The 26,381-nt window shown below is 57.1% G+C and carries 24 protein-coding genes; 17 read left to right on the forward strand and 7 right to left on the reverse strand.

Going from position 1 to position 26,381, the window contains the following annotated elements:
• Positions 1 to 75 precede the first annotated feature (75 nt).
• From gyrB to dnaA, 4 genes are read right to left on the reverse strand one after another with little or no spacing between them, the layout of a single operon-like run.
• Entirely contained in the window at positions 76 to 2,493 is a 2,418-nt protein-coding gene (gene gyrB / locus PspCFBP13528_RS00560) for a DNA topoisomerase (ATP-hydrolyzing) subunit B (protein WP_065886704.1), read from the reverse strand.
• Positions 2,494 to 2,497: 4 nt separating this feature from the next.
• Positions 2,498 to 3,601, reverse strand: a complete 1,104-nt coding sequence (gene recF / locus PspCFBP13528_RS00565; protein WP_057725758.1) for a DNA replication/repair protein RecF — start codon at positions 3,599 to 3,601, stop codon at positions 2,498 to 2,500.
• A 20-nt stretch (positions 3,602 to 3,621) separates the two neighbouring features.
• Positions 3,622 to 4,725 (reverse strand): DNA polymerase III subunit beta, encoded by a 1,104-nt coding sequence (gene dnaN, locus PspCFBP13528_RS00570; RefSeq protein WP_065886702.1) that lies wholly within the window; start codon positions 4,723 to 4,725, stop codon positions 3,622 to 3,624.
• Positions 4,726 to 4,763: 38 nt separating this feature from the next.
• Complete coding sequence (gene dnaA, locus PspCFBP13528_RS00575; protein WP_137199468.1) at positions 4,764 to 6,269, reverse strand: chromosomal replication initiator protein DnaA; 1,506 nt, start codon at positions 6,267 to 6,269, stop codon at positions 4,764 to 4,766.
• A gap of 584 nt (positions 6,270 to 6,853) precedes the next feature.
• Here dnaA and rpmH point away from each other — a divergent pair.
• From rpmH to mnmE, 5 genes are all read left to right on the forward strand, one after another.
• Complete coding sequence (gene rpmH, locus PspCFBP13528_RS00580; RefSeq protein ID WP_003213577.1) at positions 6,854 to 6,988, forward strand: 50S ribosomal protein L34; 135 nt, start codon at positions 6,854 to 6,856, stop codon at positions 6,986 to 6,988.
• Positions 6,989 to 7,004: 16 nt separating this feature from the next.
• Positions 7,005 to 7,409, forward strand: coding sequence for a ribonuclease P protein component (gene rnpA, locus PspCFBP13528_RS00585; RefSeq protein ID WP_003177079.1), 405 nt, complete (start codon positions 7,005 to 7,007; stop codon positions 7,407 to 7,409).
• The gene (gene yidD, locus PspCFBP13528_RS00590; protein ID WP_019816912.1) at positions 7,402 to 7,647 is read left to right on the forward strand and encodes a membrane protein insertion efficiency factor YidD; all 246 of its coding nucleotides are present in this window, start codon (positions 7,402 to 7,404) and stop codon (positions 7,645 to 7,647) included. The genes rnpA and yidD overlap by 8 nt, the downstream gene beginning before the upstream one ends.
• Positions 7,648 to 7,649: 2 nt before the next feature.
• A complete protein-coding gene (gene yidC, locus PspCFBP13528_RS00595; RefSeq protein ID WP_065894368.1) occupies positions 7,650 to 9,332 on the forward strand; it encodes a membrane protein insertase YidC in 1,683 nt (560 codons plus the stop codon).
• Positions 9,333 to 9,411: 79 nt separating this feature from the next.
• Positions 9,412 to 10,782 carry a tRNA uridine-5-carboxymethylaminomethyl(34) synthesis GTPase MnmE gene (mnmE, locus tag PspCFBP13528_RS00600; RefSeq protein WP_101218805.1) on the forward strand — a complete coding sequence of 457 codons (1,371 nt, stop codon included), beginning with the start codon at positions 9,412 to 9,414 and terminating at the stop codon, positions 10,780 to 10,782.
• 7 nt (positions 10,783 to 10,789) lie between these two features.
• Here the strand turns inward: mnmE and PspCFBP13528_RS00605 are convergent, their stop codons facing one another.
• The 3 genes from PspCFBP13528_RS00605 to PspCFBP13528_RS00615 form a co-directional block, all read right to left on the reverse strand.
• Positions 10,790 to 13,222: a TonB-dependent siderophore receptor gene (locus tag PspCFBP13528_RS00605; protein ID WP_137199469.1), complete on the reverse strand. Its 2,433-nt coding sequence runs from the start codon at positions 13,220 to 13,222 to the stop codon at positions 10,790 to 10,792.
• A 90-nt stretch (positions 13,223 to 13,312) separates the two neighbouring features.
• The gene (locus PspCFBP13528_RS00610) at positions 13,313 to 14,257 is read right to left on the reverse strand and encodes a FecR domain-containing protein (protein ID WP_137199470.1); all 945 of its coding nucleotides are present in this window, start codon (positions 14,255 to 14,257) and stop codon (positions 13,313 to 13,315) included.
• A complete protein-coding gene (locus PspCFBP13528_RS00615) occupies positions 14,257 to 14,763 on the reverse strand; it encodes a sigma-70 family RNA polymerase sigma factor (protein WP_137199471.1) in 507 nt (168 codons plus the stop codon). The genes PspCFBP13528_RS00610 and PspCFBP13528_RS00615 overlap by 1 nt, the downstream gene beginning before the upstream one ends.
• A gap of 541 nt (positions 14,764 to 15,304) precedes the next feature.
• Between PspCFBP13528_RS00615 and mnmG the strand changes: the two genes are divergently transcribed.
• The 12 genes from mnmG to atpD all read left to right on the forward strand — a co-directional run bounded on the left by mnmG (position 15,305) and on the right by atpD (position 26,338).
• Positions 15,305 to 17,197, forward strand: coding sequence for a tRNA uridine-5-carboxymethylaminomethyl(34) synthesis enzyme MnmG (gene mnmG / locus PspCFBP13528_RS00620; RefSeq protein ID WP_137199472.1), 1,893 nt, complete (start codon positions 15,305 to 15,307; stop codon positions 17,195 to 17,197).
• Positions 17,194 to 17,838, forward strand: a complete 645-nt coding sequence (gene rsmG / locus PspCFBP13528_RS00625; protein ID WP_065953334.1) for a 16S rRNA (guanine(527)-N(7))-methyltransferase RsmG — start codon at positions 17,194 to 17,196, stop codon at positions 17,836 to 17,838. Before mnmG ends, rsmG begins: the two co-directional genes overlap by 4 nt.
• An 18-nt stretch (positions 17,839 to 17,856) precedes the next feature.
• The gene (locus tag PspCFBP13528_RS00630) at positions 17,857 to 18,654 is read left to right on the forward strand and encodes a ParA family protein (RefSeq protein ID WP_057725767.1); all 798 of its coding nucleotides are present in this window, start codon (positions 17,857 to 17,859) and stop codon (positions 18,652 to 18,654) included.
• 9 nt (positions 18,655 to 18,663) lie between these two features.
• Positions 18,664 to 19,536: a ParB/RepB/Spo0J family partition protein gene (locus PspCFBP13528_RS00635; RefSeq protein WP_065953333.1), complete on the forward strand. Its 873-nt coding sequence runs from the start codon at positions 18,664 to 18,666 to the stop codon at positions 19,534 to 19,536.
• 160 nt (positions 19,537 to 19,696) lie between these two features.
• The gene (locus PspCFBP13528_RS00640; RefSeq protein WP_065886693.1) at positions 19,697 to 20,104 is read left to right on the forward strand and encodes a F0F1 ATP synthase subunit I; all 408 of its coding nucleotides are present in this window, start codon (positions 19,697 to 19,699) and stop codon (positions 20,102 to 20,104) included.
• A 16-nt stretch (positions 20,105 to 20,120) separates the two neighbouring features.
• A complete protein-coding gene (gene atpB, locus PspCFBP13528_RS00645; protein WP_057725770.1) occupies positions 20,121 to 20,990 on the forward strand; it encodes a F0F1 ATP synthase subunit A in 870 nt (289 codons plus the stop codon).
• Between the two features lie 133 nt (positions 20,991 to 21,123).
• The gene (gene atpE, locus PspCFBP13528_RS00650) at positions 21,124 to 21,381 is read left to right on the forward strand and encodes a F0F1 ATP synthase subunit C (protein WP_002555987.1); all 258 of its coding nucleotides are present in this window, start codon (positions 21,124 to 21,126) and stop codon (positions 21,379 to 21,381) included.
• A 56-nt stretch (positions 21,382 to 21,437) separates the two neighbouring features.
• The gene (locus PspCFBP13528_RS00655) at positions 21,438 to 21,908 is read left to right on the forward strand and encodes a F0F1 ATP synthase subunit B (RefSeq protein ID WP_003195835.1); all 471 of its coding nucleotides are present in this window, start codon (positions 21,438 to 21,440) and stop codon (positions 21,906 to 21,908) included.
• 12 nt (positions 21,909 to 21,920) lie between these two features.
• Positions 21,921 to 22,457: a F0F1 ATP synthase subunit delta gene (locus PspCFBP13528_RS00660; protein ID WP_003195833.1), complete on the forward strand. Its 537-nt coding sequence runs from the start codon at positions 21,921 to 21,923 to the stop codon at positions 22,455 to 22,457.
• A 21-nt stretch (positions 22,458 to 22,478) separates the two neighbouring features.
• Positions 22,479 to 24,023, forward strand: coding sequence for a F0F1 ATP synthase subunit alpha (atpA, locus tag PspCFBP13528_RS00665; protein ID WP_065953332.1), 1,545 nt, complete (start codon positions 22,479 to 22,481; stop codon positions 24,021 to 24,023).
• A gap of 50 nt (positions 24,024 to 24,073) precedes the next feature.
• Positions 24,074 to 24,934: a F0F1 ATP synthase subunit gamma gene (atpG, locus tag PspCFBP13528_RS00670; RefSeq protein WP_003195829.1), complete on the forward strand. Its 861-nt coding sequence runs from the start codon at positions 24,074 to 24,076 to the stop codon at positions 24,932 to 24,934.
• A gap of 27 nt (positions 24,935 to 24,961) precedes the next feature.
• Positions 24,962 to 26,338 carry a F0F1 ATP synthase subunit beta gene (gene atpD / locus PspCFBP13528_RS00675; protein WP_065953331.1) on the forward strand — a complete coding sequence of 459 codons (1,377 nt, stop codon included), beginning with the start codon at positions 24,962 to 24,964 and terminating at the stop codon, positions 26,336 to 26,338.
• The last annotated feature ends 43 nt before the right edge of the window (positions 26,339 to 26,381 follow it).

Below are 26,381 nucleotides of genomic sequence, written 5' to 3' on the forward strand. Positions count from 1 at the left end.
TTCCGCGCTGACCAAACGCCCACAAAAAAGGCCAACGCTTAGCGTTGGCCTTTTTTGTTTTTGCCGGCTACCGGATCAGAAATCCAGGTTGGAAACCGCCAGGGCATTGCTCTCGATGAAGTCACGACGAGGCTCGACCGCATCACCCATCAGGGTGTTGAAGATCTGGTCTGCGCCAATGGCGTCTTCGATGGTCACGCGCAGCATACGACGCTGAGCCGGGTCCATGGTGGTTTCCCACAACTGATCCGGGTTCATTTCGCCCAGACCTTTGTACCGCTGGATGGTGTGACGCTTGGTGCTTTCAGCCATCAACCAGTCCAGGGCTTCCTTGAACTCCTTGACCTGCTTCTTGCGTTCGCCACGCTGAATGTAAGCGCCGTCGTCCAACAGGGTGCTCAACTGCGCGCCGAGGGTGACGACCGTCTTATAGTCATTGCTACCGAAGAAGTCGCGGTTGAAGGTTACGTAGTTCGACAAACCGTGGGAGATCAATTCGATCTCTGGCAGCCATACGTTACGTTCACGGTCTTCGCGCAGGCTGGCTTTATACACCAGGCCAGACTTCTCTACCGTGCGCAGACGCACTTCGTACTGGGCCAGCCAATCCTGCATGTGCGCATGATCGCCCAGCTGTTCCAGGGTGATGGCCGGCAGGTAGATGAAGTGCTCGGTCAGCTCCTGAGGGTACAGGCGCGACAAGCGCTTGAGCGTCTTCATCACCATGCGGAAGTCATTAACCAGGCGCTCCAGCGACTCCCCGGAGATACCTGGGGCTTCGTCGTTCAAGTGCAGGCTGGCATCTTCCAGGGCCGACTGCGTCATGTACTCTTCCATGGCGTCGTCGTCTTTGATGTATTGCTCTTGCTTGCCCTTTTTCACTTTGTACAAAGGCGGCTGGGCAATGTAGATGTAGCCGCGCTCAATCAGTTCAGGCAACTGACGGAAGAAGAAGGTCAGCAGCAGGGTACGGATGTGCGAACCGTCGACGTCAGCATCGGTCATGATGATGATGTTGTGGTAGCGCAGCTTGTCGATGTTGTACTCGTCACGGCCAATGCCGCAGCCCAGTGCCGTGATCAAGGTGCCGACTTCCTGGGAGGAAATCATCTTGTCGAAGCGCGCTTTCTCGACGTTGAGGATCTTGCCCTTCAACGGCAGGATGGCCTGGGTGCGACGGTTACGACCCTGCTTGGCGGAACCGCCAGCAGAGTCACCTTCCACCAGGTACAGTTCGGAGAGGGCAGGGTCCTTCTCCTGGCAGTCAGCCAACTTGCCCGGCAGACCGGCGATGTCCAGCGCGCCTTTGCGACGGGTCATTTCACGCGCTTTACGTGCCGCTTCACGGGCACGTGCGGCGTCGATCATCTTGCCGACAACCAGCTTGGCTTCGTTCGGGTTCTCCAGCAGGAAGTCGGAGAAGTACTTGCCCATCTCCTGTTCCACAGCGGTCTTCACTTCGGAAGACACCAGCTTGTCTTTGGTCTGGGAGCTGAACTTCGGATCCGGCACTTTTACCGAGATGATCGCAGTCAGGCCTTCACGGGCATCATCACCGGTGGTGGCGACTTTGTGCTTCTTCGCCAAGCCTTCCGCTTCGATGTAGGTATTGAGGTTACGCGTGAGCGCGGAACGGAAACCCACCAGGTGAGTACCGCCATCGCGCTGCGGAATGTTGTTGGTGAAGCACAACAGGTTCTCGTTAAAGCTGTCGTTCCACTGCAGGGCGATTTCAACGCCGATGCCGTCTTCACGCTGGATGTTGAAGTGGAACACCTGATTGACCGCAGTCTTGTTGGTGTTCAAGTATTCAACGAACGCACGCAAGCCGCCTTCGTACTTGAACAACTCTTCCTTGGCGCTGCGCTCATCCTTGAGGATGATGCCGACACCGGAGTTGAGGAACGACAGCTCGCGAATCCGCTTGGCCAGGATGTCCCAGCTGAAGTGGATGTTCTTGAAGGTTTCAGCCGAAGGCTTGAAGTGGATCTGGGTGCCGGTGGTTTCACTGTCACCCACGATTTTCATCGGTTCCTGTGGCACACCGTGAACGTAAGTCTGTTCCCAGATCTTGCCGCTTCGGCGTACGGTGAGTACCAGCTCTTCGGACAGCGCGTTCACTACCGATACACCTACACCGTGCAAGCCACCGGATACTTTGTAAGAGTTGTCGTCGAACTTACCGCCGGCGTGGAGCACGGTCATGATGACCTCAGCCGCCGAGACGCCTTCTTCTTTATGCACATCTACCGGAATACCGCGGCCGTTGTCGCGCACGGTAATGGATTCGTCCGGATGGATGATGATGCTGATGTCGTCGCAGTGACCGGCCAGAGCTTCGTCGATGGAGTTATCGACCACCTCGAACACCATGTGGTGCAGACCGCTACCATCATCGGTGTCGCCAATGTACATACCGGGACGTTTGCGTACGGCATCCAAACCTTTCAGCACTTTAATGCTGGTCGAGTCGTACGTGTTTTCTTCGCTCATGCCTTCACTCCCGATGGTCGTGGGTCTGGGTGATACGGCCTTGTTCCACGTGGAACAAAGCGACTGGCGTTTCCGTCTGCCAGCCTTCCCTCAATAATTCGTGGTCTACACAGGTGATAAACACTTGGCAGCGTAAGTCTTCCAATAAGCGGCATAACGCGCGGCGGTGCTGCTCGTCGAGTTCGGACGGCAAGTCATCCACCAGATAAATACACTGACCGCGTCGGGCCTGGCTGACCAGGTGCCCCTGCGCGATACGCAATGCACACACCACCAACTTCTGCTGGCCGCGGGACAGAATATCCGCAGCATTGTGAGCGCCTAACCTAAGGCGCAAATCAGCGCGTTGGGGGCCGGCCTGGGTGTGGCCAATCTGCTGGTCACGCTGCAGGGAGGTCGCAAGCACTGCACTCAGCTCGCGCTCCTTGTCCCAACCACGGTAATAACTCAGCGTCAGCCCCTCGAGGTCCAACAGCTCGCTCAAGGTCTGCTCAAAGACTGGTTTCAAGGCTTTGATATAGGCACGGCGGTATTCATCTATTTCGTCGCTGGCCAGGCAGAGTTCCCGGTCCCAGGCCGCTTGTGAAGCGGCGTCAAGTGTACCATGCCGCAGCCACGAGTTCCGCTGCCGCAGGGCCTTCTGCAGGCGCTGCCACGTGGCCATGAACCTTGGTTCCACGTGGAACACGCCCCAATCGAGGAATTGCCTGCGGATTTTTGGTGCACCTTCCAACAAGCGGAAGCTGTCGGGGTTGATCAACTGCAACGGCAGGATTTCCGCCAACTGCGCAGCACTGCGCGCATTTTGCCCATCGATGCGAATCTGAAACTCCCCGCTGCGATCACGGGATATCCCAAGGGCGCTGTGTCCACCTTCGGCCAATTCAACTTGGCCAAATACCGTGCACGCCAGTTGCTCGTACTGAATCACCGGTAACAGGCGGGCACTGCGGAAGGAACGGGCGAGCCCCAGCAAGTGGATAGCTTCCAGCACGCTGGTTTTGCCACTGCCATTGGCGCCATGAAGAATGTTGATGCGAGGGGAAGGGGAGAAGGTCACCGGGTGCAGATTGCGCACCGCGGTGACAGAGACGCGACTGAGGGACATCTATCTTCTGCTGAGCATGATTACAGACGCATCGGCATAACAACATAAGCCGAGTCGTCGTTATCGGATTCTTGTACCAGCGCGCTGCTGTTGGAGTCCGACAGAATCAAGCGAACCTGTTCGGTGGTCATCACCCCCAGCACGTCCAGCAGATAGCTCACGTTAAAGCCGATCTCCAGGTTGCCGCCGTTGTAGTCGACGCCCACTTCTTCTTCCGCCTCTTCCTGTTCCGGGTTGTTCGCCTGGATCTTCAGCTGACCATTAGCCAGTTGCAGACGAATACCCCGATACTTCTCGTTGGAGAGAATGGCGGTACGGCTGAACGCTTCACGCAGGGCCTGGCGATCGCCGAGTACCAGCTTGTCACCGCCTTTAGGCAGCACCCGCTCGTAGTCGGGGAACTTGCCGTCGACCAACTTGGAGGTAAAGGTGAATTCGCCGGTCGTCGCGCGGATGTGGTGCTGACCCAGAACGATGCTGACGTTGCCATCCGGCTCAGTCAGCAAACGCGCCAACTCGAGGATACCTTTACGCGGCACGATGACCTGGTGACGATCCGGCTGGCCGATATCCGCGCGCATCGAACACATCGCCAAGCGGTGACCGTCAGTGGCGACCGCACGAATGATCCCTTCGGACACTTCCAGCAGCATGCCATTAAGGTAATAGCGCACGTCCTGCTGGGCCATGGCGAAACTGGTGCGCTCGATCAACCGACGCAGTTTGCTCTGCTCCAGGCTGCAGGTCAGCGAACCTGGACCTTCTTCCACAGTCGGGAAATCGTTGGCCGGTAACGTGGAGAGGGTGAAACGGCTGCGCCCGGCTTTGACAACCAGTTTCGATTCATCAACCTTGATGTCGATCAGCGCGTCGTTCGGCAGGCTCTTGCAGATATCCATCAGCTTGCGTGCCGGCACGGTAATCTCGCCAGGTTCGGCGGGCTCTTCGAGCTGCACGCGGCCAACCAGTTCGACTTCCAGGTCGGTACCGGTCAGGGACAACTGTTGGCCTTCGACCACCAGTAATACGTTGGAAAGCACCGGCAAGGTCTGTCGGCGCTCGACGACGCCTGCGACCAGTTGCAGGGGTTTCAACAGGGCTTCGCGTTGAATGGTGAAATGCATGGTCTAGTCCCTTGCCTTAATAAGCTGCGCTGGTGTCATCATGTAGTCAGTGTACGCAGCAGGTTCTTGTAGTCCTCGCGAATATCCGCGTCGGATTCCTTAAGTTCGTTGATCTTGCGACACGCGTGCAAAACCGTGGTGTGGTCGCGACCACCAAACACATCACCGATTTCCGGCAGGCTGTGGTTGGTCAACTCTTTGGAGAGGGCCATGGCCACCTGGCGCGGGCGTGCTACCGAGCGCGAACGGCGCTTGGACAGCAGGTCGGAAATCTTGATCTTGTAGTACTCGGCAACGGTGCGCTGGATGTTATCCACACTCACCAGTTTGTCCTGCAGCGCCAGCAAGTCTTTCAGGGATTCGCGAATCAGCTCGATGGTGATGTCGCGCCCCATGAAGTGAGAGTGCGCAATGACCCGCTTGAGCGCACCTTCAAGTTCACGCACGTTGGAACGAATGCGTTGGGCGATAAAGAACGCAGCGTCGTGGGGCAGGTCGACTTTGGCCTGGTCGGCCTTTTTCATCAGGATCGCGACGCGTGTTTCCAACTCGGGCGGCTCTACGGCAACCGTCAGCCCCCAACCGAAGCGCGACTTCAAGCGCTCCTCGAGGCCTTCGATTTCTTTCGGATAACGGTCACTGGTGAGAATGACCTGCTGTCCGCCTTCGAGCAGGGCGTTGAACGTGTGGAAGAACTCTTCCTGGGAACGTTCCTTGCGCGCGAAGAATTGAATGTCGTCGATCAGCAATGCATCAACGGAGCGATAAAAACGCTTGAACTCGTTGATGGCGTTGAGTTGCAGAGCCTTGACCATGTCAGCCACGAAGCGCTCCGAGTGCAGGTAGACCACCTTGGCATTCGGGTTCTTCTTTAACAGGTGGTTACCCACAGCGTGCATCAAGTGGGTTTTACCCAAGCCGACACCGCCATAAAGGAAGAGCGGGTTGTAACCGTGCTTCGGGTTGTCAGCCACTTGCCAGGCGGCCGCACGGGCCAACTGGTTGGACTTGCCCTCGACAAAATTCTCGAAGGTAAAGGTGCGGTTCAGGTAGCTGGTGTGCTTGAGCGCGCCCTCGACCTGCACCGTGCGCTGCTCGGCACGAACGGGAGCTTGTTGAGAGCTGGCTCCAGCCATGGGATCGAAGCTGTCACGGGACGGCTCTTCGTGCTCTGGTGCATGTTTAGGCGTAGATGATTTGGCGGGCGCCGGTGCAGGCGCTGCAGCTACCGGTGCCGCCTGGGACTGCGATGCAGCCGCAGCCAATGGCGCATTCGGGGCAGCACGAGGTGCGGAGCTGCGTTTGCTGCCTATTAATAAGGAAAGCACGGGCGCGATGCCGTTGCCATGTTCGTCGAGCAATTCGAGAACGCGGCTCAGGTACTTCTCGTTGACCCAGTCGAGAACAAAACGATTGGGCGCGTAGACACGCAACTCGTCGCCTTCGGCTTCGACCTGTAGCGGACGGATCCAGGTGTTGAATTGCTGGGCAGGCAGTTCATCGCGCAAAAGCTCCACGCACTGCTGCCAAAGTTCCACTGACACGGATATCCCCTAAGTTGAAAGCCGGTGAGGCAAAAACAGCCGCCATTGTAGCGGCCAGCCGTCCACTTATCCACATGAAGGTTGCTCACAGGGCACCCAAAATCAACGCCTTAACGGGAATAAAGGCGACCGGCGGTCTGTGAATAAGCTCTGTGGATAACCGTACCTGAGCCCGTTGCACAAGTAGGGGCAAAAGTCTGTGGGTAACTGGCCTGTGGATAACAACCCATTCCACCCACAGCTTATCCGACAGTGCAGCACAGGCAGAGCACCGTTTCTCCCCTGTGTTGTCATTCTCTGTACACCACGTTGAATATGGCCTCAAGGTAGTTATCCACAGAAGAACGCCTCTCTAGCTTTTATAAGCTTTACAGAAAAGCTTTAAATAACTTCCTTCTTTATTTTTATATCTAGTCACTCCTCGTGGAAGCCAGGCGGATGGAAAGGGGGAGGTGGCCTCCAGATATCTAATTGAAGGAAAAGCTGGTTGGAAATTGACCTAGAGGCTTGCTTTCTCTAGAATCGCCGGTCTCTTAAAACGGGGGCCATTCCGGCCCGTTGTGGACGAACCAGGTAACAACGCCATGAAACGTACTTTCCAACCAAGCACCATCAAACGCGCCCGTACTCACGGCTTCCGTGCTCGCATGGCTACCAAGAACGGCCGTGCTGTCCTGTCGCGTCGCCGCGCCAAAGGTCGTGCGCGTCTGGCAGTTTGATAATCCGGTACTGGTGGTGAGTCAGGACTTCAGTCGGGAAAAGCGTCTGCTAACCCCCCGGCATTTCAAGGCAGTCTTTGACTCCCCCACCGGCAAGGTTCCGGGGAAAAATCTCCTGCTCCTTGCGCGTAACAACGATCTTGATCACCCCCGTCTCGGGTTGGTGATCGGCAAGAAGAGCGTAAAGCTCTCCGTTGAGCGCAATCGCCTCAAGCGTCTGATGCGCGAATCGTTTCGCCTCCACCAGGACACTCTGGTTGGTTGGGATATTGTTATCGTCGCGCGCAAAGGCTTGGGGGATGTAGAAAACCCCGAATTGATTCAGCATTTCGGCAAGCTCTGGAAACGTCTGGCGCGTACCCACAAACCAGCACCAGCAGTCAGCACCGAAACTGTAGGGGTAGACAGCCTTGATGCGTAAACTGGCAATCGTTCCGATCCAGTTTTATCGCTATGCCATTAGTCCTCTGATGGCCAGCCACTGTCGTTTCTACCCCAGTTGTTCCTGCTACGCGTTAGAGGCCATAGAAAATCATGGTCTTCTGCGCGGTGGCTGGCTGACCTTTCGTCGTTTAGGTCGCTGTCATCCGTGGAATCCCGGTGGTTATGACCCGGTTCCACCTATCCCTACCTCCCGTTCTTCTTCGATGGCCGAGTAATCATGGATATTAAACGCACAATCCTGATCGTCGCCCTGGCAATCGTGTCCTATGTCATGGTCCTTAAATGGAACCAGGATTATGGTCAGGCTGCCCTGCCGACTCAGAATGTTGCTACCAATCAGGCTGCGCCGGCTATCCCGGACACCCCGCTGGGTAACAATGCGTCCGCGAGTGCCGATGTTCCCAGCGCGAATGGCGAGACAAGTGCCCCGTTAGAAACGCCAGTGGTCACCAACAAAGACCTCATCCACGTTAAAACGGATGTGCTCGACCTGGCGATCGACCCGCAGGGCGGTGATATCGCACAGCTGAAGCTGCCGCTTTATCCACGTCGCCAAGACCACCCGGATGTTCCGTTCCAGCTGTTCGATAACGGCGGTGAACGCACCTATCTGGCGCAAAGCGGCCTGACCGGCACCAATGGTCCGGATGCGCGTGCTACCGGTCGTCCGATTTATTCGACCGAGCAGAAGAGCTATCAACTGGCTGATGGCCAGAACCAGTTGAACGTCGACCTGAAATTCAGCCTCGACGGCGTCAATTACATCAAGCGTTTCAGCTTCACGCGTGGTTTGTACGATTTGAAGGTCACGTACCTGATCGACAACACCAGTGACAAAGCCTGGAGCGGCAACCTGTTTGCCCAGCTCAAGCGTGACGCCAGCTCCGACCCTTCTTCCAGCACCGCCACCGGCACCGCGACTTACCTGGGCGCCGCCCTGTGGACAAGTAACGAGCCCTACAAAAAAGTGTCGATGAAAGATATCGACAAGGGCGCGCTGAAAGAAACCGTTCAAGGTGGCTGGGTAGCGTGGCTGCAGCACTACTTTGTGACTGCGTGGATCCCGAACAAGGGTGAAGCCAACCTGGTTCAAACCCGCAAGGACAGCCAGGGCAACTACATCATTGGTTTTACTGGCCCGGCATTGACCGTCGCACCAGGCGCCAAGGCAGAAACCAGCGCTACCCTGTATGCCGGCCCGAAAAGCCAGGCGGTACTGAAAGAGTTGTCCCCAGGCCTGGAACTGACTGTGGATTACGGCTTCCTGTGGTTCATTGCCCAGCCGATTTTCTGGCTGCTGCAACATATCCACAGCATCGTCGGTAACTGGGGCTGGTCGATCATCTTCCTGACCATGCTGATCAAGGGGATCTTCTTCCCGCTGTCGGCCGCCAGCTACAAGTCGATGGCGCGCATGCGTGCCGTGGCGCCGAAACTGGCTGCGCTGAAAGAACAACATGGTGACGACCGGCAGAAAATGTCGCAGGCCATGATGGAGCTGTACAAGAAAGAGAAGATCAACCCGCTGGGTGGATGCTTGCCGATTCTGGTACAGATGCCGGTATTCCTGTCGCTTTACTGGGTACTCCTGGAAAGCGTGGAAATGCGCCAGGCGCCGTTCATGCTGTGGATAACCGACCTGTCGATCAAGGACCCGTTCTTTATCCTGCCGATCATCATGGGCGCAACCATGTTTATCCAGCAGCGTCTGAACCCGACGCCGCCGGACCCGATGCAGGCCAAGGTAATGAAAATGATGCCAATCATCTTCACCTTCTTCTTCCTGTGGTTCCCAGCGGGCCTGGTACTGTACTGGGTAGTCAACAACGTGTTGTCGATCTCCCAACAGTGGTACATCACACGTAAAATCGAAGCGGCTACCAAAAAAGCCGAGGCGTAATTTACTCTGTGGATAACCACTCAAGACGCCCCCTCGTGGGGCGTTTTGCTTTCCGACACTTTAATTCTGGAACCTGCTGATGAGCGCTCCCCGTGAAACCATCGCAGCTGTCGCGACCGCTCAAGGTCGCGGCGGCGTCGGTATCGTTCGAATTTCCGGGCCGCTCGCCGGCGCGGCCGCCAAGGCGATCAGTGGACGGGAGTTGAAGCCGCGGTTCGCCCATTACGGCCCGTTTCTGGATGCGGACGAAAGTGTGCTGGACGAAGGCTTGGCTCTTTACTTTCCGGGACCAAACTCCTTCACGGGTGAAGATGTACTGGAACTGCAGGGCCATGGTGGTCCGGTTGTCCTGGACATGTTGCTGCAGCGTTGCCTGCAGTTGGGCTGCCGCCTGGCCCGTCCGGGTGAGTTCAGCGAGCGCGCATTCCTCAACGACAAACTCGACCTGGCCCAGGCCGAAGCCATTGCCGACCTGATCGAGGCCAGTTCTGCACAAGCTGCACGTAACGCATTGCGTTCGTTGCAGGGGGCGTTTTCCCTGCGTGTGCATAACTTGACCGAGCAGTTGATCAGCCTGCGTATCTATGTCGAGGCGGCCATTGATTTTCCAGAAGAGGAAATTGATTTCCTGGCTGATGGCCATGTCCTCGCGATGCTGGACAAGGTCCGCGATGAGTTATCCACAGTGTTGCGCGAAGCCGGGCAGGGTGCGTTGCTGCGTGACGGCATGACCGTGGTGATCGCGGGGCGACCCAATGCCGGCAAGTCCAGCCTGCTTAATGCATTGGCGGGGCGCGAAGCGGCCATCGTTACCGAAATTGCCGGTACCACCCGCGACATCCTGCGCGAACATATCCACATCGATGGCATGCCGTTGCACGTGGTCGATACGGCAGGGTTGCGCGACACCGACGACCAAGTGGAGAAGATTGGCGTAGAACGCGCGCTCAAAGCCATCGGCGAAGCCGATCGTGTCTTGTTGGTGGTGGACGCCACCGCCCCCGAGGCGGTGGATCCTTTTGCGTTGTGGCCGGAATTCCTCGAGCAACGGCCAGACCCGGCCAAAGTGACCCTGATCCGTAACAAGGCCGACCTGACCGGTGAAGCCATTGCGATGGAAACCAGCGAGGATGGCCATGTGACTATCAGCCTGAGTGCCAGATCGGCAGGTGAGGGCCTGGAGTTGCTACGTGACCATCTCAAGGCCTGCATGGGCTACGAGCAGACCTCGGAAAGCAGCTTCAGTGCACGCCGCAGGCATCTGGAGGCGCTTCGCCATGCCAGCGCGGCGTTGGAGCACGGGCGGGCACAGCTGACCCTGGCGGGCGCCGGGGAGCTGCTGGCTGAGGATTTGCGTCAGGCGCAGCAGCTGTTAGGTGAGATTACCGGCGCATTCAGCTCGGATGACCTGCTCGGCCGAATCTTTTCCAGCTTTTGTATCGGCAAATAGCCAGGTTTTACCAGTTGTAGGACACCGTGCCCAACAGGGTGCGGCTGTCACCCCAATAGCAGCGCCCCGCATCGTTGCAACCAGACACATACTCCTTGTCGAACAGGTTCTTGGCGTTCAGATCCACTGACCAGTGCGGGTCGATCTGATACCCCACCACGGCATCCACCAACGTGACACTGCCTGCATCCAACTTCCCGTACAGCGTAGGCGCCGTATAGGAAAAGGTGCTGTCGAAATAGCGCACGCCTCCCCCCACAGACAGGCCCTTGAGTTGACCCTCCAGGAAGCGGTATTTGCTCCATATCGAAGCCTGATTGCGAGGAACACCGGTCATCTGGCGTCCTTCAACCAGGGAAGTGGCGGAATCCTTGGTAATCCGCGCGTCAGTGTAGGTATAGGCCGCCGTCACATTCAGGTTGGGCGTAAGGTTGCTGTTGACTTCAACTTCCACGCCCTTGGCGCGGCTCTCACCCACCTGCCTATAGCTGTTGGTGGTGGCATCCAGGTAAGTGTCGTCCTGTTTGCGCAAGTCATACACCGACAGCGTCATCGCCGTGTCCCAGCCGCTCGGCTCGTACTTCACACCCGCTTCATATTGGCTGCTGGTGATGGGTTTCAACGGGGAGCCAGCGTTGGAAATCTGCTGAACCGGAACGAATGCCGTGGAATAGCTGACATACGGCGTGAGGCCGTTATCGAACTGGTACATCACGCCACCTTGATAGGTGAACTTGCGGTCTTGACTGCCGGTGTTGCTGGCCTTGTTGACCTTGTCGCGAAAATCGCTGTCGACCCAGTCCTGCCGGCCCCCGAGCAGGAACAGCCAGTGGTCATACTTGCTCTGGATCTGGGCGTATGCGCCTTTCATCTGCTGTTCGAGCAAGGTGTTCTGCACCGCGATCGGCGTGAGCGGATCGCGCAGGTACACCGGGTTATACACATTGATGGTACCGGCGAAACCGGCGTCCCAATCCTGGTTGAACGACGTGCGGTCATAACTGGCGCCGAACAACACGGTGTTTTCCAGTGCGCCGATATCGAATTTGCCCTCGAGCTGGTTATCCAGGGAATAAACCATGGATTTGTTGTAGCGGTCGTAGGCGGTCATGTTCAGCTGAGTACCGAAGCCCCGATTATTCAGTGCGCTCGGCCAGGTTTCATGGCGGTTGATGCGTGACTGCATGTACCGGGAATTCTGGCGGAACTGCCAGTCGTCGTTGAAGCTGTGGCTGAACTCGTAACCGGTGCTCCAGGCTTCGCGCTCAAAGGTATTCCAATCCGGGTCGCCGAGCATGGTGTGCTTGGACAGTTTACCGTTGGGATTAGTAAGCAAAGTGCCTGCAGCTGGCAGGCCGAGTTCCAGGTTGGTGTGATCCTTCTGGTAGTTGGCCAAGAGGGTCAGGGTGTTGTAGTCGTCGAAATTCAGGGTCAGGGAAGGGGCGATGTAAACACGATCATCCGGGACATGGTCGGTCTGGGTGTCGGATTTGCGGCCCAGCATCACTAAGCGGCCGAGAATATTCTCGCTGTCATTGAGCGGGCCGGAGATATCCACACCCAGCTGGCGCCGGTTGTTCGAGCCATAGCCCAATTGCACCTCGCCTCGCGGGTTGGCGGTCGGATGTTTGCTCACCAGGTTGACCAACCCGCCCGGGGCATTTTCACCGTAGAGCAGTGAAGAAGGACCGCGAAACACTTCGACCCGCTCCAGGCCATACGGCTCGCTGGTGGTGTCGTAACGATTGCCTTGCACACGCAGTCCATCTCTCAGCAGGCCGTAACCGTAGTCCGTGGCGTTGAAGCCTCGAATAAAGAATAGATCGCCCGCCAGCCCGTCGCCCGCGGCAAAAGGCGGCGCGAAGATGCCGGGGACGTACCCCAGCACTTCGGTCAGTGTCTGCGATTTCTGATCCTTGATACGTTGCCCGGTCACCACCGATACCGAACGGGGTGTCTGCGACAGAGGCGTACTGGTTTTGGTGCCGACCCGGCTATTCTGCGCCTTGTAGCCCACATCCCCTGCTATGTCCTGATTGAAGCCATCCGGTTGATAAGCACTGACGGTGGTGGGTGCAAGCGTGAGCTGGCCCGTAGGGACTGCTTGCAATCCATAGCTGCCGGGGGCCTGGACGACGGCTTGCAACCCGGAATTCTGCAGCAGCAGGGCGAAACCTTGATCCACCGAATAATCACCATTGAGTCCGGAGGTGGTCAGCCGTGAAGTCTGTTGTGGCGAGAAGGACAGGATCACATTGGCCCTGGCGGCAAACTGGCTCAAGGCACTGTCCAGAGGACCGGCTGCGATAACGTAGTGCTGGGTGGTGCTGGCGGCCATGACCCCTGTGGATAACAAGGTACCGCCCATGCTGGCAAGCATCAGGCCGTAGGTGATGGCATGGCAGGAGAGTCGCTGACGTAGCTGGATGGAAAGGCGCATAGATGGGTAAGCCCTGAGGGTAGCGTCGTGATTACCTGAAGGGCCGTGCGTGATAAAAAAAAGATAACCCCCCTGAGGTTATTTTTTTCATCAACCGATTCGGTTAACCGACACCCAGTAGCGCGTGAAGTACTTCACCTGGATCGGCAGGGTCGCTTGCAGGTTGGCCAGTACCGCGTCGGTCGAGTCCAGACGGAACGCGCCGGAAACGCGCAGTCGAGCCGAAGCCGGGTCACAGTGCAGCACGCCCGGCCGATAGCGCGCCAACTCATCGATGACATCGCCGAGTCTGGCATCGAGCACGATCAATTGACCGTCCGCCCAGGCGGCTTGCGCCACGCCATATCGCTGGGTGAGGCTAATCGTGTGTCGATCAAAATCAGCGCTTTCCCCAGCTCCGAGGGTCTTGTTGTGGTCGGGTTGATCGCCTGGTGACAAATTGACCCGATCTTCCAGCACACCGACCCGGGTGAAATCTGGCAATTGGCGAACAGTAAACCGAGTACCCAGTGCCTGAACCCGACCGTGGCGAGTCTCCACATACAAGGGCGTGTTGGCGCCACGTTTGCCACTGTGGATAAGTACTTCACCTTCACGCAGGCGAATCAAGCGTTGGCGCGAGTCGAACATCACATCAATAGCTGTGCTGGTGTTGAGATCAACCTGAGTGCCGTCGGCCAGTTCGATCCTTCGATGTTTACCCACAGGCGTGCGGTAGTCGGCCCATACGTTACCCACGGACGTGTATTGTTGAACATTCCAGCCCAGATACCCGCTGCCGCCCAGTACCAGCATCCACTTGAGCACCTGGCGGCGTTTCTGCGTGCTGGTCAATGCGCGGCGTGTGAAGTCCTGGGGCAGGGCGCCGAGGCTGCGCTGCAATTGCTCCAACTGGTTCCACGCCGCCTGATGGGAAGGGTCGCCATTGAGCCATTGTTGCCAGGCCAGTCGATCGGCCGGCGTCGGCGATTGCGCCTGGAACTGCACATACCAACTGGCGGCCGCCTCGAATGTCTTGCGATCAGGGGCGGGCATTAGAGGCTGGCCATGATCAGCGAACACTCGGTCAACGCGCGGACCATGTGCTTCTTCACTGTGGTCAATGACACGCGCAGTTGATCGGCTATCTGTTGATAAGTCAGACCCTCGATCTGCGACAGCATGAAAATCCGTCGGGCACGCTCGCCCAAGCTGCACAGTGCTTTATCCACAGCCACCAGGGTTTCGATAATGATTGCCTTGTCTTCTTCACTGATGGCGGTGGCTTCGGGACGCTCGGCCAAGCTTTGCTTATAAGCCTGCTCGATGGCGTGCCGGCGATAGCGATCAATCACCAGGCCCCTTGCAATGGTCGCCAGATAATCCCGTGGCTCGAGGATCTGCACGGCGTCGCGTCCACCCAGGATACGCACGAACGTATCGTGGGCCACATCGGCCGCATCGCAGGCGTTATGCAATTTGCCTTTGAGCCACCCGTGCAACCACGAATGGTGTTGCTCATAGATGCGCTGCACAGCTGTCGTGTGTGAAGAAGGGGACATAGGCGCGACGAGGTAGGTTAATGATAATCGCTATTATTAACTGCCCTCGTGTCTTCCCACAATAGCCGTCTTGACCTCGAATCTGCGCTGAATCCATGGGCTGGCCGATATTGAATCAGCCTTTTCTGTGGATTAAGCCCTGTGAATAACCGCCCTTGTGCCCGGTTGATAACCACGCTTGAAACCTGAGTAAAAACCGGTCTGTGGATAACCACCTGTTTAATCCACAGGCTTAAAGCACTTATCCAAGCCCCTCATTGGCACATGACCACAGACTTTTGAATACCTGTACACGACGTAGATAAAGGCCTGCATAAATCTATCCACAGAAAAGGTACCCAGTAGAAATAAACATAAAAACAAAGATTTAATAAATTTCTCTCTTTTAATTTCTATTGTCCGTGATCCATCCACAGCTGGTTAAATTTTGTGCAAAGGGTTCTTTAGGAAGGGCGAAGTCCCTATACTTGCCGCCATAAGCTGCAAAACTCTTTCAACCAACAATTCCTGATTACCTACATAAGCAGGCACGAGGTGCGTGGTGGATTTCCCTTCCCGTTTTGAAGTGATCGTCATCGGCGGCGGTCATGCCGGTACCGAGGCAGCACTGGCGTCAGCACGCATGGGCGTAAAAACCCTGTTGCTGACGCATAACGTGGAAACCCTCGGCGCCATGAGTTGCAACCCCGCCATTGGTGGCATCGGCAAAAGCCACCTGGTCAAGGAAATCGATGCCCTTGGCGGCGTGATGGCCATGGCCACCGACAAGGGTGGTATCCAATTTCGCGTGCTCAACAGCCGCAAAGGCCCGGCCGTACGGGCCACTCGTGCACAAGCCGACCGTATTCTGTACAAGGCCGCCGTACGTGAAACCCTGGAAAACCAGCCAAACCTGTGGATATTTCAACAGGCCGCAGACGACCTGATCGTCGAGCAGGACCAGGTACGCGGCGTTGTCACGCAAATGGGTCTGCGCTTCTTTGCAGAATCCGTGGTGTTGACTACCGGGACCTTCCTTGGCGGACTTATCCACATCGGCATGCAGAATTATTCCGGTGGTCGCGCCGGTGATCCGCCGTCGATTGCCCTGGCACACCGTCTGCGTGAATTGCCGCTGCGTGTGGGCCGCTTGAAAACCGGGACTCCGCCGCGTATCGACGGACGTTCTGTAGATTTTTCGGTAATGACCGAACAGGCCGGTGATACCCCGATTCCGATCATGTCGTTCATGGGTTCCAAGGAACAGCACCCCAGACAGGTAAGCTGCTGGATCACCCATACCAACGCCCGTACCCACGAAATCATTGCCGCGAACCTCGACCGTTCGCCGATGTATTCCGGGGTGATCGAAGGTATCGGCCCGCGTTATTGCCCCTCGATTGAAGACAAGATCCATCGCTTTGCCGACAAGGAAAGCCACCAGGTCTTTATCGAGCCCGAAGGCTTGACGACTCACGAGCTGTACCCGAACGGGATTTCCACTTCCCTGCCGTTCGACGTGCAAATCCAGATCGTGCAATCGATTCGCGGGATGGAAAATGCCCATATCGTCCGCCCTGGCTACGCCATCGAGTACGACTATTTCGATCCACGTGACTTGAAATACAGCCTGGAAACCAAGGTGATCGGCGGTTTGTTCTTCGCCGGGCAAATCAACGGCACCACCGGTTACGAAGAAGCCGGCGCCCAGGGTTTGCTGGCCGGTACCAACGCTGCACTGCGTGCCCAGGGCAAAGACAGCTGGTGCCCGCGTCGCGATGAAGCGTATATCGGCGTGTTGGTCGACGACCTGATTACCCTGGGCACCCAGGAACCGTACCGGATGTTCACGTCCAGGGCCGAATATCGCCTGATCCTGCGCGAAGACAACGCCGATCTGCGCTTGACCGAAAAAGGTCGCGAGTTGGGTCTGGTCGATGACGCGCGCTGGGCGGCCTTTTGCAAAAAACGCGAGAGCATCACGCTCGAAGAGCAGCGCCTGAAAAGCACCTGGGTTCGTCCGGGCACTGAACAGGGTGATGCGATCGCCGAAAAATTCGGCACGCCGCTGACCCACGAGTACAACTTGCTGAACCTGCTGTCCCGTCCAGAGATTGATTACGCTGGCCTGGTCGAAGTGACCGGCGGCGGCGCGCAAGATCCACAGGTTGCGGAACAGGTGGAAATCAAGACCAAATACGCCGGTTACATTGATCGCCAGCAGGACGAGATCGCTCGCCTGCGCGCCAGTGAAAACACCAAGCTGCCTGTGGATATCGATTACACAGGGATTTCCGGACTGTCGAAGGAAATCCAAAGCAAGCTGGGGATAACTCGGCCGGAAACCCTCGGGCAGGCATCGCGTATACCTGGCGTCACTCCGGCAGCTATTTCGCTGTTGATGATTCATTTGAAAAAACGCGGCGCGGGCCGTCAGTTGGAGCAAAGCGCTTGAGTTCGTTGGTCACCACGCAACACGCCGAAGAGTTATCCACAGGTGCGCGCCAGTTGGGCGTCGACCTGACTGAAGCCCAGCACGCTTTGCTGATGGGCTACCTGGCCCTGTTGATCAAATGGAACAAGGCCTACAACCTGACCGCAGTGCGCGATCCGGACGAAATGGTGTCGCGCCATCTGCTCGACAGCTTGAGCGTAATGCCATTTATCGAAAACGGTCGCTGGTTGGACGTCGGCAGCGGCGGCGGCATGCCTGGCATTCCACTGGCCATCCTGTTTCCCGAGTCGCAAGTGACCTGTCTGGACAGCAACGGCAAAAAAACCCGCTTCCTGACCCAGGTCAAACTCGAACTCAAGCTGGACAACCTGCAAGTTGTCCACAGTCGCGTCGAAGCCTTTACGCCTGAGCAGCCCTTCAACGGAATTGTTTCCCGGGCATTCAGCAGCATGGAGAACTTCAGCAACTGGACTCGCCACCTGGGCGACCACGACACCCGCTGGCTGGCAATGAAGGGCGTCCATCCAAGCGACGAGCTGTTAGCATTGCCGGCAGACTTCCACCTCGATAGCGAACACGCCTTGGCCGTACCCGGTTGCCAAGGCCAACGCCATCTGCTGATACTGCGCCGCACGGCATGATTGGGAACACAAGCAAGAATGGCTAAGGTATTCGCGATAGCGAACCAGAAAGGTGGCGTGGGTAAAACCACCACCTGCATCAACCTCGCAGCATCCCTGGTCGCGACCAAGCGCCGGGTGCTGTTGATCGATCTCGATCCACAGGGCAACGCCACCATGGGTAGCGGTGTGGATAAACACGGCCTGGAAAACTCGGTCTACGACTTGCTGATCGGCGAGTGTGACCTGGGCCAGGCCATGCACTACTCCGAGCACGGCGGTTATCAACTGCTGCCGGCCAACCGCGATCTGACTGCGGCGGAAGTGGTACTGCTGGAAATGCAGATGAAGGAAAGCCGTCTGCGCAGCGCCCTGGCACCCATCCGCGAGAATTACGACTACATCCTGATCGACTGCCCGCCGTCGCTGTCGATGCTCACGCTCAACGCTCTGGTTGCCGCCGATGGGGTGATTATCCCCATGCAGTGCGAGTATTTCGCACTCGAAGGCTTGAGCGACCTTGTGGATAACATCAAGCGTATTGCCGAATTGCTCAACCCGAACCTGAAAGTCGAAGGCCTGCTGCGGACCATGTATGACCCGCGCTTGAGCCTGATGAACGATGTCTCGGCGCAGCTCAAGGAGCATTTCGGCGACCAGCTCTACGACACAGTGATTCCACGCAACATTCGCCTGGCCGAGGCGCCAAGCTATGGCATGCCGGCGCTGGCTTACGACAAATCATCCCGTGGCGCCATTGCCTACCTGGCGCTGGCCGGTGAGATGGTGCGTCGCCAACGTCGCAATTCACGCACCGCTGCAGCCCAGCCAACTTAAGGAATCCCCATGGCCGTCAAAAAACGAGGTCTCGGACGTGGACTGGATGCACTCCTGAGTGGTCCGACCGTCACTTCGCTGGAAGAACAAGCGGTGCAGGCCGACGAGCGTGAGCTGCAGCACTTGCCGCTGGACCTGATCCAGCGCGGTAAATACCAGCCACGTCGCGACATGGACCCGCAGGCTCTGGAAGAGCTGGCCAACTCGATCAAAGCCCAGGGCGTGATGCAACCGATCGTGGTGCGCCCGATTGGCAGTGGCCGCTTTGAAATCATTGCCGGTGAGCGTCGCTGGCGCGCCAGCCAACAGGCCGGCAAGGAAACCATCCCGGCGATGGTGCGCGATGTGCCGGATGAAACCGCCATTGCCATGGCATTGATCGAGAATATCCAGCGTGAAGACCTCAACCCGATCGAAGAAGCGATCGCCTTGCAGCGTTTGCAGCAGGAATTCCAGCTGACTCAGCAACAAGTGGCCGAGGCGGTGGGCAAATCCCGCGTCACCGTGTCCAACTTGCTGCGCTTGATCGCGCTGCCGGAAGTCATCAAGACCATGTTGTCCCACGGTGACCTGGAAATGGGACACGCCCGTGCTTTGCTCGGTTTGCCGGAAAATCAACAGGTTGAAGGGGCGCGACACGTTGTCGCACGCGGGCTCACCGTTCGTCAGACGGAAGCCTTGGTTCGCCAATGGCTGAGTGGCAAACCTGCACCGGTCGAAACCGTCAAACCTGATCCGGATATCGCGCGCCTTGAGCAGCGCCTCGCCGAGCGCCTAGGCTCTGCGGTGCAAATTCGCCACGGCAAGAAAGGCAAAGGGCAATTGGTTATCGGATATAACTCCCTTGATGAGCTTCAAGGCGTCCTTTCCCACATCCGTTGAAACATTCGCAGAAACATTTGCTCATGTAGCGCGTGATCGGAAATCACTACCCGGCAGTTGAATAGGGGCTGAACCGCCCCTATACTCTGCGCGCATTTTGTCGGCACAAAGTATGCCAAGTTATTGATTTCCGGCAGCCGACCATTGAGGAGCAAGCGTGATGGAAACCCGCACGCCAAACACGTTGCCGTTCCATCGCTTGGCTGTTTTTCCGGTTTTATTGGCGCAACTTGTCGTTTTGCTGATCGCTGCATTGGCGCTTTGGTACTGGCATGGCGTCGTAGCCGGATATTCAGGACTCTGCGGAGGCCTGATAGCCTTGCTGCCCAATATGTATTTTGCTCACAGGGCCTTTCGGTTTTCCGGCGCCCGAGCAGCCCAGGCCATCGTCCGGTCTTTTTATGCCGGCGAGGCGGGGAAACTGATTTTGACGGCAGTGCTGTTCGCACTGACCTTTGCAGGTGTGAAGCCATTGGCGCCGCTGGCTGTATTCGGCGTCTTCGTGTTGACCCAATTGGTCAGCTGGTTCGCTCCCCTGCTAATGAAAACAAGACTTTCGAAACCTTAGGGCGTTTGAGGCAACCATGGCAGAAACAACCGCTTCGGGCTATATCCAGCACCACTTGCAGAACCTGACCTTCGGTCAGCTTCCCAACGGCGGCTGGGGCTTTGCCCACACCGCAGCAGAAGCCAAGGAAATGGGTTTCTGGGCCTTCCACCTGGATACTCTGGGCTGGTCGGTCGCATTGGGTCTGATCTTCGTCCTGATTTTCCGCATGGCGGCAAAAAAGGCGACTTCCGGTCAGCCAGGTGCTTTGCAGAACTTCGTTGAAGTATTGGTCGAATTCGTCGATGGCAGCGTGAAAGACAGCTTCCATGGCCGCAGCCCGGTGATTGCACCGCTGGCACTGACCATCTTCGTCTGGGTGTTCCTGATGAACGCCGTCGACCTGATCCCGGTGGACTGGATTCCTCAGTTGGCCATCCTGATCTCCGGCGATGCGCACATTCCATTCCGTGCCGTATCGACCACTGACCCGAACGCGACCCTGGGCATGGCCCTGTCGGTGTTCGCGTTGATCATTTTCTACAGCATCAAGGTCAAGGGCATCGGCGGTTTCATCGGCGAACTGACCCTGCACCCGTTCGGCAGCAAGAACATTTTCGTTCAAGCCCTGCTGATCCCGGTTAACTTCCTGCTGGAATTCGTGACCCTGGTCGCCAAGCCGATTTCCCTGGCCTTGCGACTGTTCGGCAACATGTATGCCGGCGAGCTGGTGTTCATTCTGATCGCTGTGATGTTCGGCAGCGGTCTGCTCTGGCTTAGCGGCCTGGGCATCGTTCTGCAGTGGGCGTGGGCTGTGTTCCACATCCTGATCATCACCCTGCAGGCCTTCATCTTCATGATGCTGACCATCGTCTACCTGTCGATGGCGCACGAAGAGAACCATTAAGACCAGTCTCGACTAGTCTGATGTCCTTCCCGGTCAAACGGGAAGGTGGCCCTCCAGGGCTATGAAACGATTTGTTTTACCGCTTTAAAATCTAAAAAACCTAAACCATACGACGTAAAAGTCGGGAGGAAAGATGGAAACTGTAGTTGGTCTAACCGCTATCGCTGTTGCACTGTTGATCGGCCTGGGCGCCCTGGGTACTGCCATTGGTTTCGGCCTGCTGGGCGGCAAATTCCTGGAAGGCGCAGCGCGTCAGCCAGAAATGGTGCCAATGCTGCAAGTTAAAATGTTCATCGTTGCCGGCCTGCTCGACGCCGTGACCATGATCGGCGTTGGTATCGCACTGTTCTTCACCTTCGCGAACCCCTTCGTTGGTCAACTCGCTGGCTAATCACTCGACTTTTCGAGTGATTGGGGTGATGGACAACGAATGAGCGAGGTGTTGGCGTGAACATTAATGCAACCCTGATTGGCCAATCCGTTGCGTTCTTCATTTTTGTAGTGTTTTGCATGAAGTTCGTGTGGCCTCCGGTCATCGCGGCTTTGCACGAACGTCAGAAGAAGATCGCGGATGGTTTGGACGCTGCCAGCCGTGCAGCTCGCGACCTGGAGTTGGCCCACGAGAAAGTGGGTCAGCAACTGCGCGAAGCTAAAGCACAGGCAGCCGAGATCATTGAGCAAGCCAAGAAACGCGGTAACCAGATCGTCGAAGAGGCTGTTGAAAAAGCCCGCGTCGAAGCTGACCGTGTGAAGGCTTCGGCTCATGCCGAGATCGAACAGGAACTGAACGGTGTCAAAGACGCGCTGCGTGCCCAACTGGGTGCTCTGGCGGTCGGCGGTGCCGAGAAGATCCTCGGTGCCACAATCGATCAAAACGCGCACGCGGAGCTGGTTAACAAACTGGCTGCTGAAATTTAAGCGAGGGCGATCATGGCAGAACTGACCACGTTGGCCCGACCTTACGCTAAGGCAGCCTTCGAGCACGCCCAGGCCCACCAGCAACTGGCCTCTTGGTCAGCCATGCTCGGCCTGGCTGCAGCAGTGTCGCAAGACGACACCATGCAGCGCGTGCTCAAGGCCCCGCGCCTGACGAGCGCAGACAAGGCCGCCACTTTTATTGAAGTGTGCGGCGACAAGTTTGATGTGAAAGTGCAGAACTTCATTCACGTCATTGCCGAAAACGACCGTCTCCCGCTGTTGCCGGAGATTGCCGCTCTGTTCGACCTGTACAAGGCCGAAGCAGAGAAATCGGTAGACGTTGAAGTGACCAGTGCTTTTGCATTGAACCAAGAACAGCAAGACAAACTCGCCAAGGTTCTCAGTGCACGACTCAATCGGGAAGTGCGCCTGCAAGCTTCGGAGGACGCATCCCTGATTGGTGGTGTCGTTATCCGTGCCGGCGACCTGGTTATCGATGGCTCGATTCGCGGAAAAATCGCGAAACTTGCCGAAGCATTGAAATCTTGAGTTTGAAGGGGCAGCAGAGCAATGCAGCAACTCAATCCTTCCGAAATAAGTGAAATTATCAAGGGCCGCATCGACAAGCTCGATGTGACCTCCCAAGCCCGTAACGAAGGCACTGTCGTCAGCGTATCTGACGGCATCGTGCGGATTCACGGTCTGGCCGACGTTATGTACGGCGAGATGATCGAGTTTCCGGGCGGCGTCTACGGTATGGCCCTCAACCTGGAGCAAGACTCCGTAGGTGCCGTTGTATTGGGCGCATACACCAGTCTGGCCGAAGGCATGAGCGCCAAGTGCACAGGCCGCATCCTGGAAGTTCCGGTTGGTAAGGAACTGCTGGGTCGCGTAGTCGACGCACTGGGTAACCCTGTTGACGGTAAAGGTCCACTGGGCAACACCGAGACCGACGCGGTCGAGAAAGTTGCTCCAGGCGTGATCTGGCGTAAGTCGGTAGACCAGCCTGTACAGACTGGCTACAAGGCTGTCGATGCCATGATCCCAGTCGGCCGTGGCCAGCGTGAGCTGATCATCGGTGACCGTCAGATCGGTAAAACCGCTCTGGCCATCGACGCGATCATCAACCAGAAGAACAGCGGCATTTTCTGCGTCTACGTAGCCATTGGTCAGAAGCAATCGACCATCGCCAACGTGGTTCGCAAGCTGGAAGAAAACGGCGCCCTGGCCAACACGATCATCGTGGCTGCCAGTGCTTCGGAATCTCCTGCGCTGCAATTCCTGGCACCGTACTCCGGTTGCACCATGGGTGAATTCTTCCGCGACCGCGGTGAAGACGCGCTGATCGTTTATGACGATCTGTCCAAGCAAGCAGTGGCTTACCGCCAGATTTCCCTGCTGCTGCGCCGTCCACCAGGCCGTGAAGCCTACCCAGGCGACGTGTTCTATCTCCACTCCCGTCTGCTGGAGCGCGCATCCCGCGTTTCGGAAGAGTACGTAGAGAAGTTCACCAACGGCGCAGTGACCGGCAAAACCGGTTCCCTGACCGCATTGCCGATCATCGAAACCCAGGCTGGCGACGTTTCCGCGTTCGTTCCGACCAACGTGATTTCCATCACCGACGGTCAGATCTTCCTGGAATCGGCGATGTTCAACTCAGGCATCCGCCCTGCAGTGAACGCCGGTGTTTCGGTATCCCGTGTGGGTGGTGCCGCTCAGACCAAGATCATCAAGAAGCTCTCCGGTGGTATCCGTACCGCTCTGGCTCAGTACCGTGAACTGGCGGCATTCGCCCAGTTCGCTTCTGACCTGGACGAAGCGACCCGTAAGCAACTTGAGCATGGTCAGCGCGTTACCGAGCTGATGAAGCAGAAGCAATACGCCCCAATGTCGATCGCTGACATGGCGTTGTCGCTGTATGCCGCTGAGCGTGGGTTCCTGACCGACGTTGAAATCACCAAGGTCGGCAGCTTTGAACAAGCGCTGATTGCTTACTTCAACCGCGATCACGCCGAATTGATGGCGAAGATCAACGTGAAGGGTGACTTCAATGACGATATCGACGCTGGCATGAAAGCCGGTATCGAGAAGTTCAAGGCCACCCAAACCTGGTAAGCCGCAGCGGGAGCCGCAAGGCTCCCGCTTGCTAACCTGATAGGTGTTACATGGCAGGCGCAAAAGAGATTCGCAGTAAGATTGCGAGCATCAAAAGCACGCAAAAGATTACCAGCGCCATGGAAAAAGTGGCGGTCAGCAAAATGCGCAAGGCACAAATGCGCATGGCTGCTAGCCGTCCTTATGCGGAGCGTATCCGCCAGGTAATTGGGCATCTGGCCAACGCCAACCCGGAATACCGCCACCCGTTCATGATCGAGCGCGCCGTCAAGCGCGTGGGTTATGTGGTAGTGAGCAGTGACCGTGGTTTGTGCGGTGGCCTGAATACCAACCTGTTCAAGGCCCTGGTCAAGGACATGGCGGTAAACCGCGAAAACGGCGTCGAGATCGATCTGTGTGTTGTGGGTAGCAAGGGTGCGGCCTTTTTCCGTAACTTCGGCGGTAACGTCGTTGCAGCTATCAGCCACCTGGGTGAAGAGCCGTCGATCAATGATTTGATCGGCAGTGTGAAGGTGATGCTGGATGCGTATCTGGAAGGCCGGATTGACCGCCTGTCCGTGGTATCCAACAAGTTCATCAACACCATGACCCAGCAGCCAACCGTGGAGCAATTGATTCCACTGGTGGCAACTCCGGATCAGGAACTCAAGCACCACTGGGACTACCTCTACGAACCAGACGCCAAAGAGCTGCTTGACGGCTTGATGGTGCGCTACGTGGAGTCGCAGGTGTACCAGGCGGTGGTCGAGAACAACGCAGCTGAACAAGCGGCGCGGATGATCGCGATGAAAAACGCTACCGATAACGCCGGTGATCTGATCAGCGATTTGCAGCTGATCTACAACAAGGCGCGTCAGGCTGCGATCACCCAAGAGATCTCGGAAATCGTCGGCGGCGCTGCCGCGGTTTAACGGTTCAAATATTCAGAGGATCCAGCTATGAGTAGCGGACGTATCGTTCAAATCATCGGCGCCGTTATCGACGTGGAATTCCCACGCGACAGCGTACCGAGCATCTACAACGCGCTGAAAGTACAAGGCGCGGACACTACTCTGGAAGTTCAGCAGCAGCTGGGCGACGGCGTAGTTCGTACCATTGCGATGGGTTCCACCGAAGGCTTGAAGCGCGGTCTGGACGTTATCGACTCTGGCGCAGCCATCTCCGTACCGGTCGGTAAAGCGACCCTGGGCCGGATCATGGACGTACTGGGCAACCCGATCGACGAAGCTGGCCCGATCGACACCGAAGAGCGCTGGGGCATTCACCGCGCAGCACCTTCGTTCGCCGAGCAAGCGGGCGGCAACGACCTGCTGGAAACCGGCATCAAGGTTATCGACCTGGTTTGCCCGTTCGCCAAGGGCGGTAAAGTCGGTCTGTTCGGTGGTGCCGGTGTAGGCAAGACCGTAAACATGATGGAACTGATCCGTAACATCGCCATCGAGCACAGCGGTTATTCCGTGTTCGCCGGTGTGGGTGAGCGTACCCGTGAGGGTAACGACTTCTACCACGAGATGAAGGACTCCAACGTTCTGGACAAAGTGGCACTGGTTTACGGTCAGATGAACGAGCCGCCGGGAAACCGTCTGCGCGTAGCACTGACCGGCCTGACCATGGCCGAGAAGTTCCGTGACGAAGGTAACGACGTTCTGCTGTTCGTCGACAACATCTATCGTTACACCCTGGCCGGTACTGAAGTATCCGCACTGCTGGGCCGTATGCCTTCGGCAGTAGGTTACCAGCCGACCCTGGCTGAAGAGATGGGCGTTCTGCAAGAACGTATCACTTCGACCAAGGAAGGTTCGATCACCTCGATCCAGGCGGTATACGTACCTGCGGATGACTTGACCGACCCGTCGCCAGCCACCACCTTCGCCCACTTGGACGCCACCGTCGTTCTGTCCCGTGACATCGCTTCCCTGGGTATCTACCCAGCGGTCGATCCACTCGACTCGACGTCGCGCCAGCTGGACCCGAACGTGATCGGCCAGGAGCACTACGACACCGCTCGCGGCGTTCAGTACGTGCTGCAGCGTTACAAGGAACTGAAGGACATCATTGCGATCCTGGGTATGGACGAGCTGTCGGAAGCCGACAAGCAGTTGGTAAACCGTGCTCGTAAGATCCAGCGCTTCTTGTCGCAGCCGTTCTTCGTGGCTGAAGTCTTCACCGGTGCCTCGGGTAAATACGTTTCCCTGAAAGACACCATTGCTGGCTTCAAAGGCATCCTCAACGGTGACTACGACCACCTGCCAGAACAAGCGTTCTACATGGTTGGCGGCATCGAAGAAGCGATCGAGAAAGCCAAGAAACTGTAATCCTGGCGCCCGGAAACGGGCGCTCATCAGGTTGAGGCAATCA

Origin of the sequence: Pseudomonas sp. CFBP13528 (assembly GCF_005233615.1) — a bacterium.
GTDB classification, from domain to species: Bacteria; Pseudomonadota; Gammaproteobacteria; order Pseudomonadales; family Pseudomonadaceae; genus Aquipseudomonas; species Aquipseudomonas fluorescens_AM.

What these genes read in the sequence shown, in the direction of transcription:
- PspCFBP13528_RS00615 (WP_137199471.1), bottom strand. Translation starts at nt 14,763, where the DNA reads ATGTCCCCTTCTTCACACACGACAGCTGTGCAGCGCATCTATGAGCAA.
- yidC (WP_065894368.1), top strand. Translation starts at nt 7,650, where the DNA reads ATGGATATTAAACGCACAATCCTGATCGTCGCCCTGGCAATCGTGTCC.
- atpA (WP_065953332.1), top strand. Translation starts at nt 22,479, where the DNA reads ATGCAGCAACTCAATCCTTCCGAAATAAGTGAAATTATCAAGGGCCGC.
- atpB (WP_057725770.1), top strand. Translation starts at nt 20,121, where the DNA reads ATGGCAGAAACAACCGCTTCGGGCTATATCCAGCACCACTTGCAGAAC.
- PspCFBP13528_RS00610 (WP_137199470.1), bottom strand. Translation starts at nt 14,257, where the DNA reads ATGCCCGCCCCTGATCGCAAGACATTCGAGGCGGCCGCCAGTTGGTAT.
- PspCFBP13528_RS00605 (WP_137199469.1), bottom strand. Translation starts at nt 13,222, where the DNA reads ATGCGCCTTTCCATCCAGCTACGTCAGCGACTCTCCTGCCATGCCATC.
- PspCFBP13528_RS00635 (WP_065953333.1), top strand. Translation starts at nt 18,664, where the DNA reads ATGGCCGTCAAAAAACGAGGTCTCGGACGTGGACTGGATGCACTCCTG.
- PspCFBP13528_RS00640 (WP_065886693.1), top strand. Translation starts at nt 19,697, where the DNA reads ATGGAAACCCGCACGCCAAACACGTTGCCGTTCCATCGCTTGGCTGTT.
- recF (WP_057725758.1), bottom strand. Translation starts at nt 3,601, where the DNA reads ATGTCCCTCAGTCGCGTCTCTGTCACCGCGGTGCGCAATCTGCACCCG.
- atpD (WP_065953331.1), top strand. Translation starts at nt 24,962, where the DNA reads ATGAGTAGCGGACGTATCGTTCAAATCATCGGCGCCGTTATCGACGTG.
- rpmH (WP_003213577.1), top strand. Translation starts at nt 6,854, where the DNA reads ATGAAACGTACTTTCCAACCAAGCACCATCAAACGCGCCCGTACTCAC.
- yidD (WP_019816912.1), top strand. Translation starts at nt 7,402, where the DNA reads ATGCGTAAACTGGCAATCGTTCCGATCCAGTTTTATCGCTATGCCATT.
- atpG (WP_003195829.1), top strand. Translation starts at nt 24,074, where the DNA reads ATGGCAGGCGCAAAAGAGATTCGCAGTAAGATTGCGAGCATCAAAAGC.
- atpE (WP_002555987.1), top strand. Translation starts at nt 21,124, where the DNA reads ATGGAAACTGTAGTTGGTCTAACCGCTATCGCTGTTGCACTGTTGATC.
- mnmE (WP_101218805.1), top strand. Translation starts at nt 9,412, where the DNA reads ATGAGCGCTCCCCGTGAAACCATCGCAGCTGTCGCGACCGCTCAAGGT.
- PspCFBP13528_RS00630 (WP_057725767.1), top strand. Translation starts at nt 17,857, where the DNA reads ATGGCTAAGGTATTCGCGATAGCGAACCAGAAAGGTGGCGTGGGTAAA.
- PspCFBP13528_RS00660 (WP_003195833.1), top strand. Translation starts at nt 21,921, where the DNA reads ATGGCAGAACTGACCACGTTGGCCCGACCTTACGCTAAGGCAGCCTTC.
- dnaN (WP_065886702.1), bottom strand. Translation starts at nt 4,725, where the DNA reads ATGCATTTCACCATTCAACGCGAAGCCCTGTTGAAACCCCTGCAACTG.
- gyrB (WP_065886704.1), bottom strand. Translation starts at nt 2,493, where the DNA reads ATGAGCGAAGAAAACACGTACGACTCGACCAGCATTAAAGTGCTGAAA.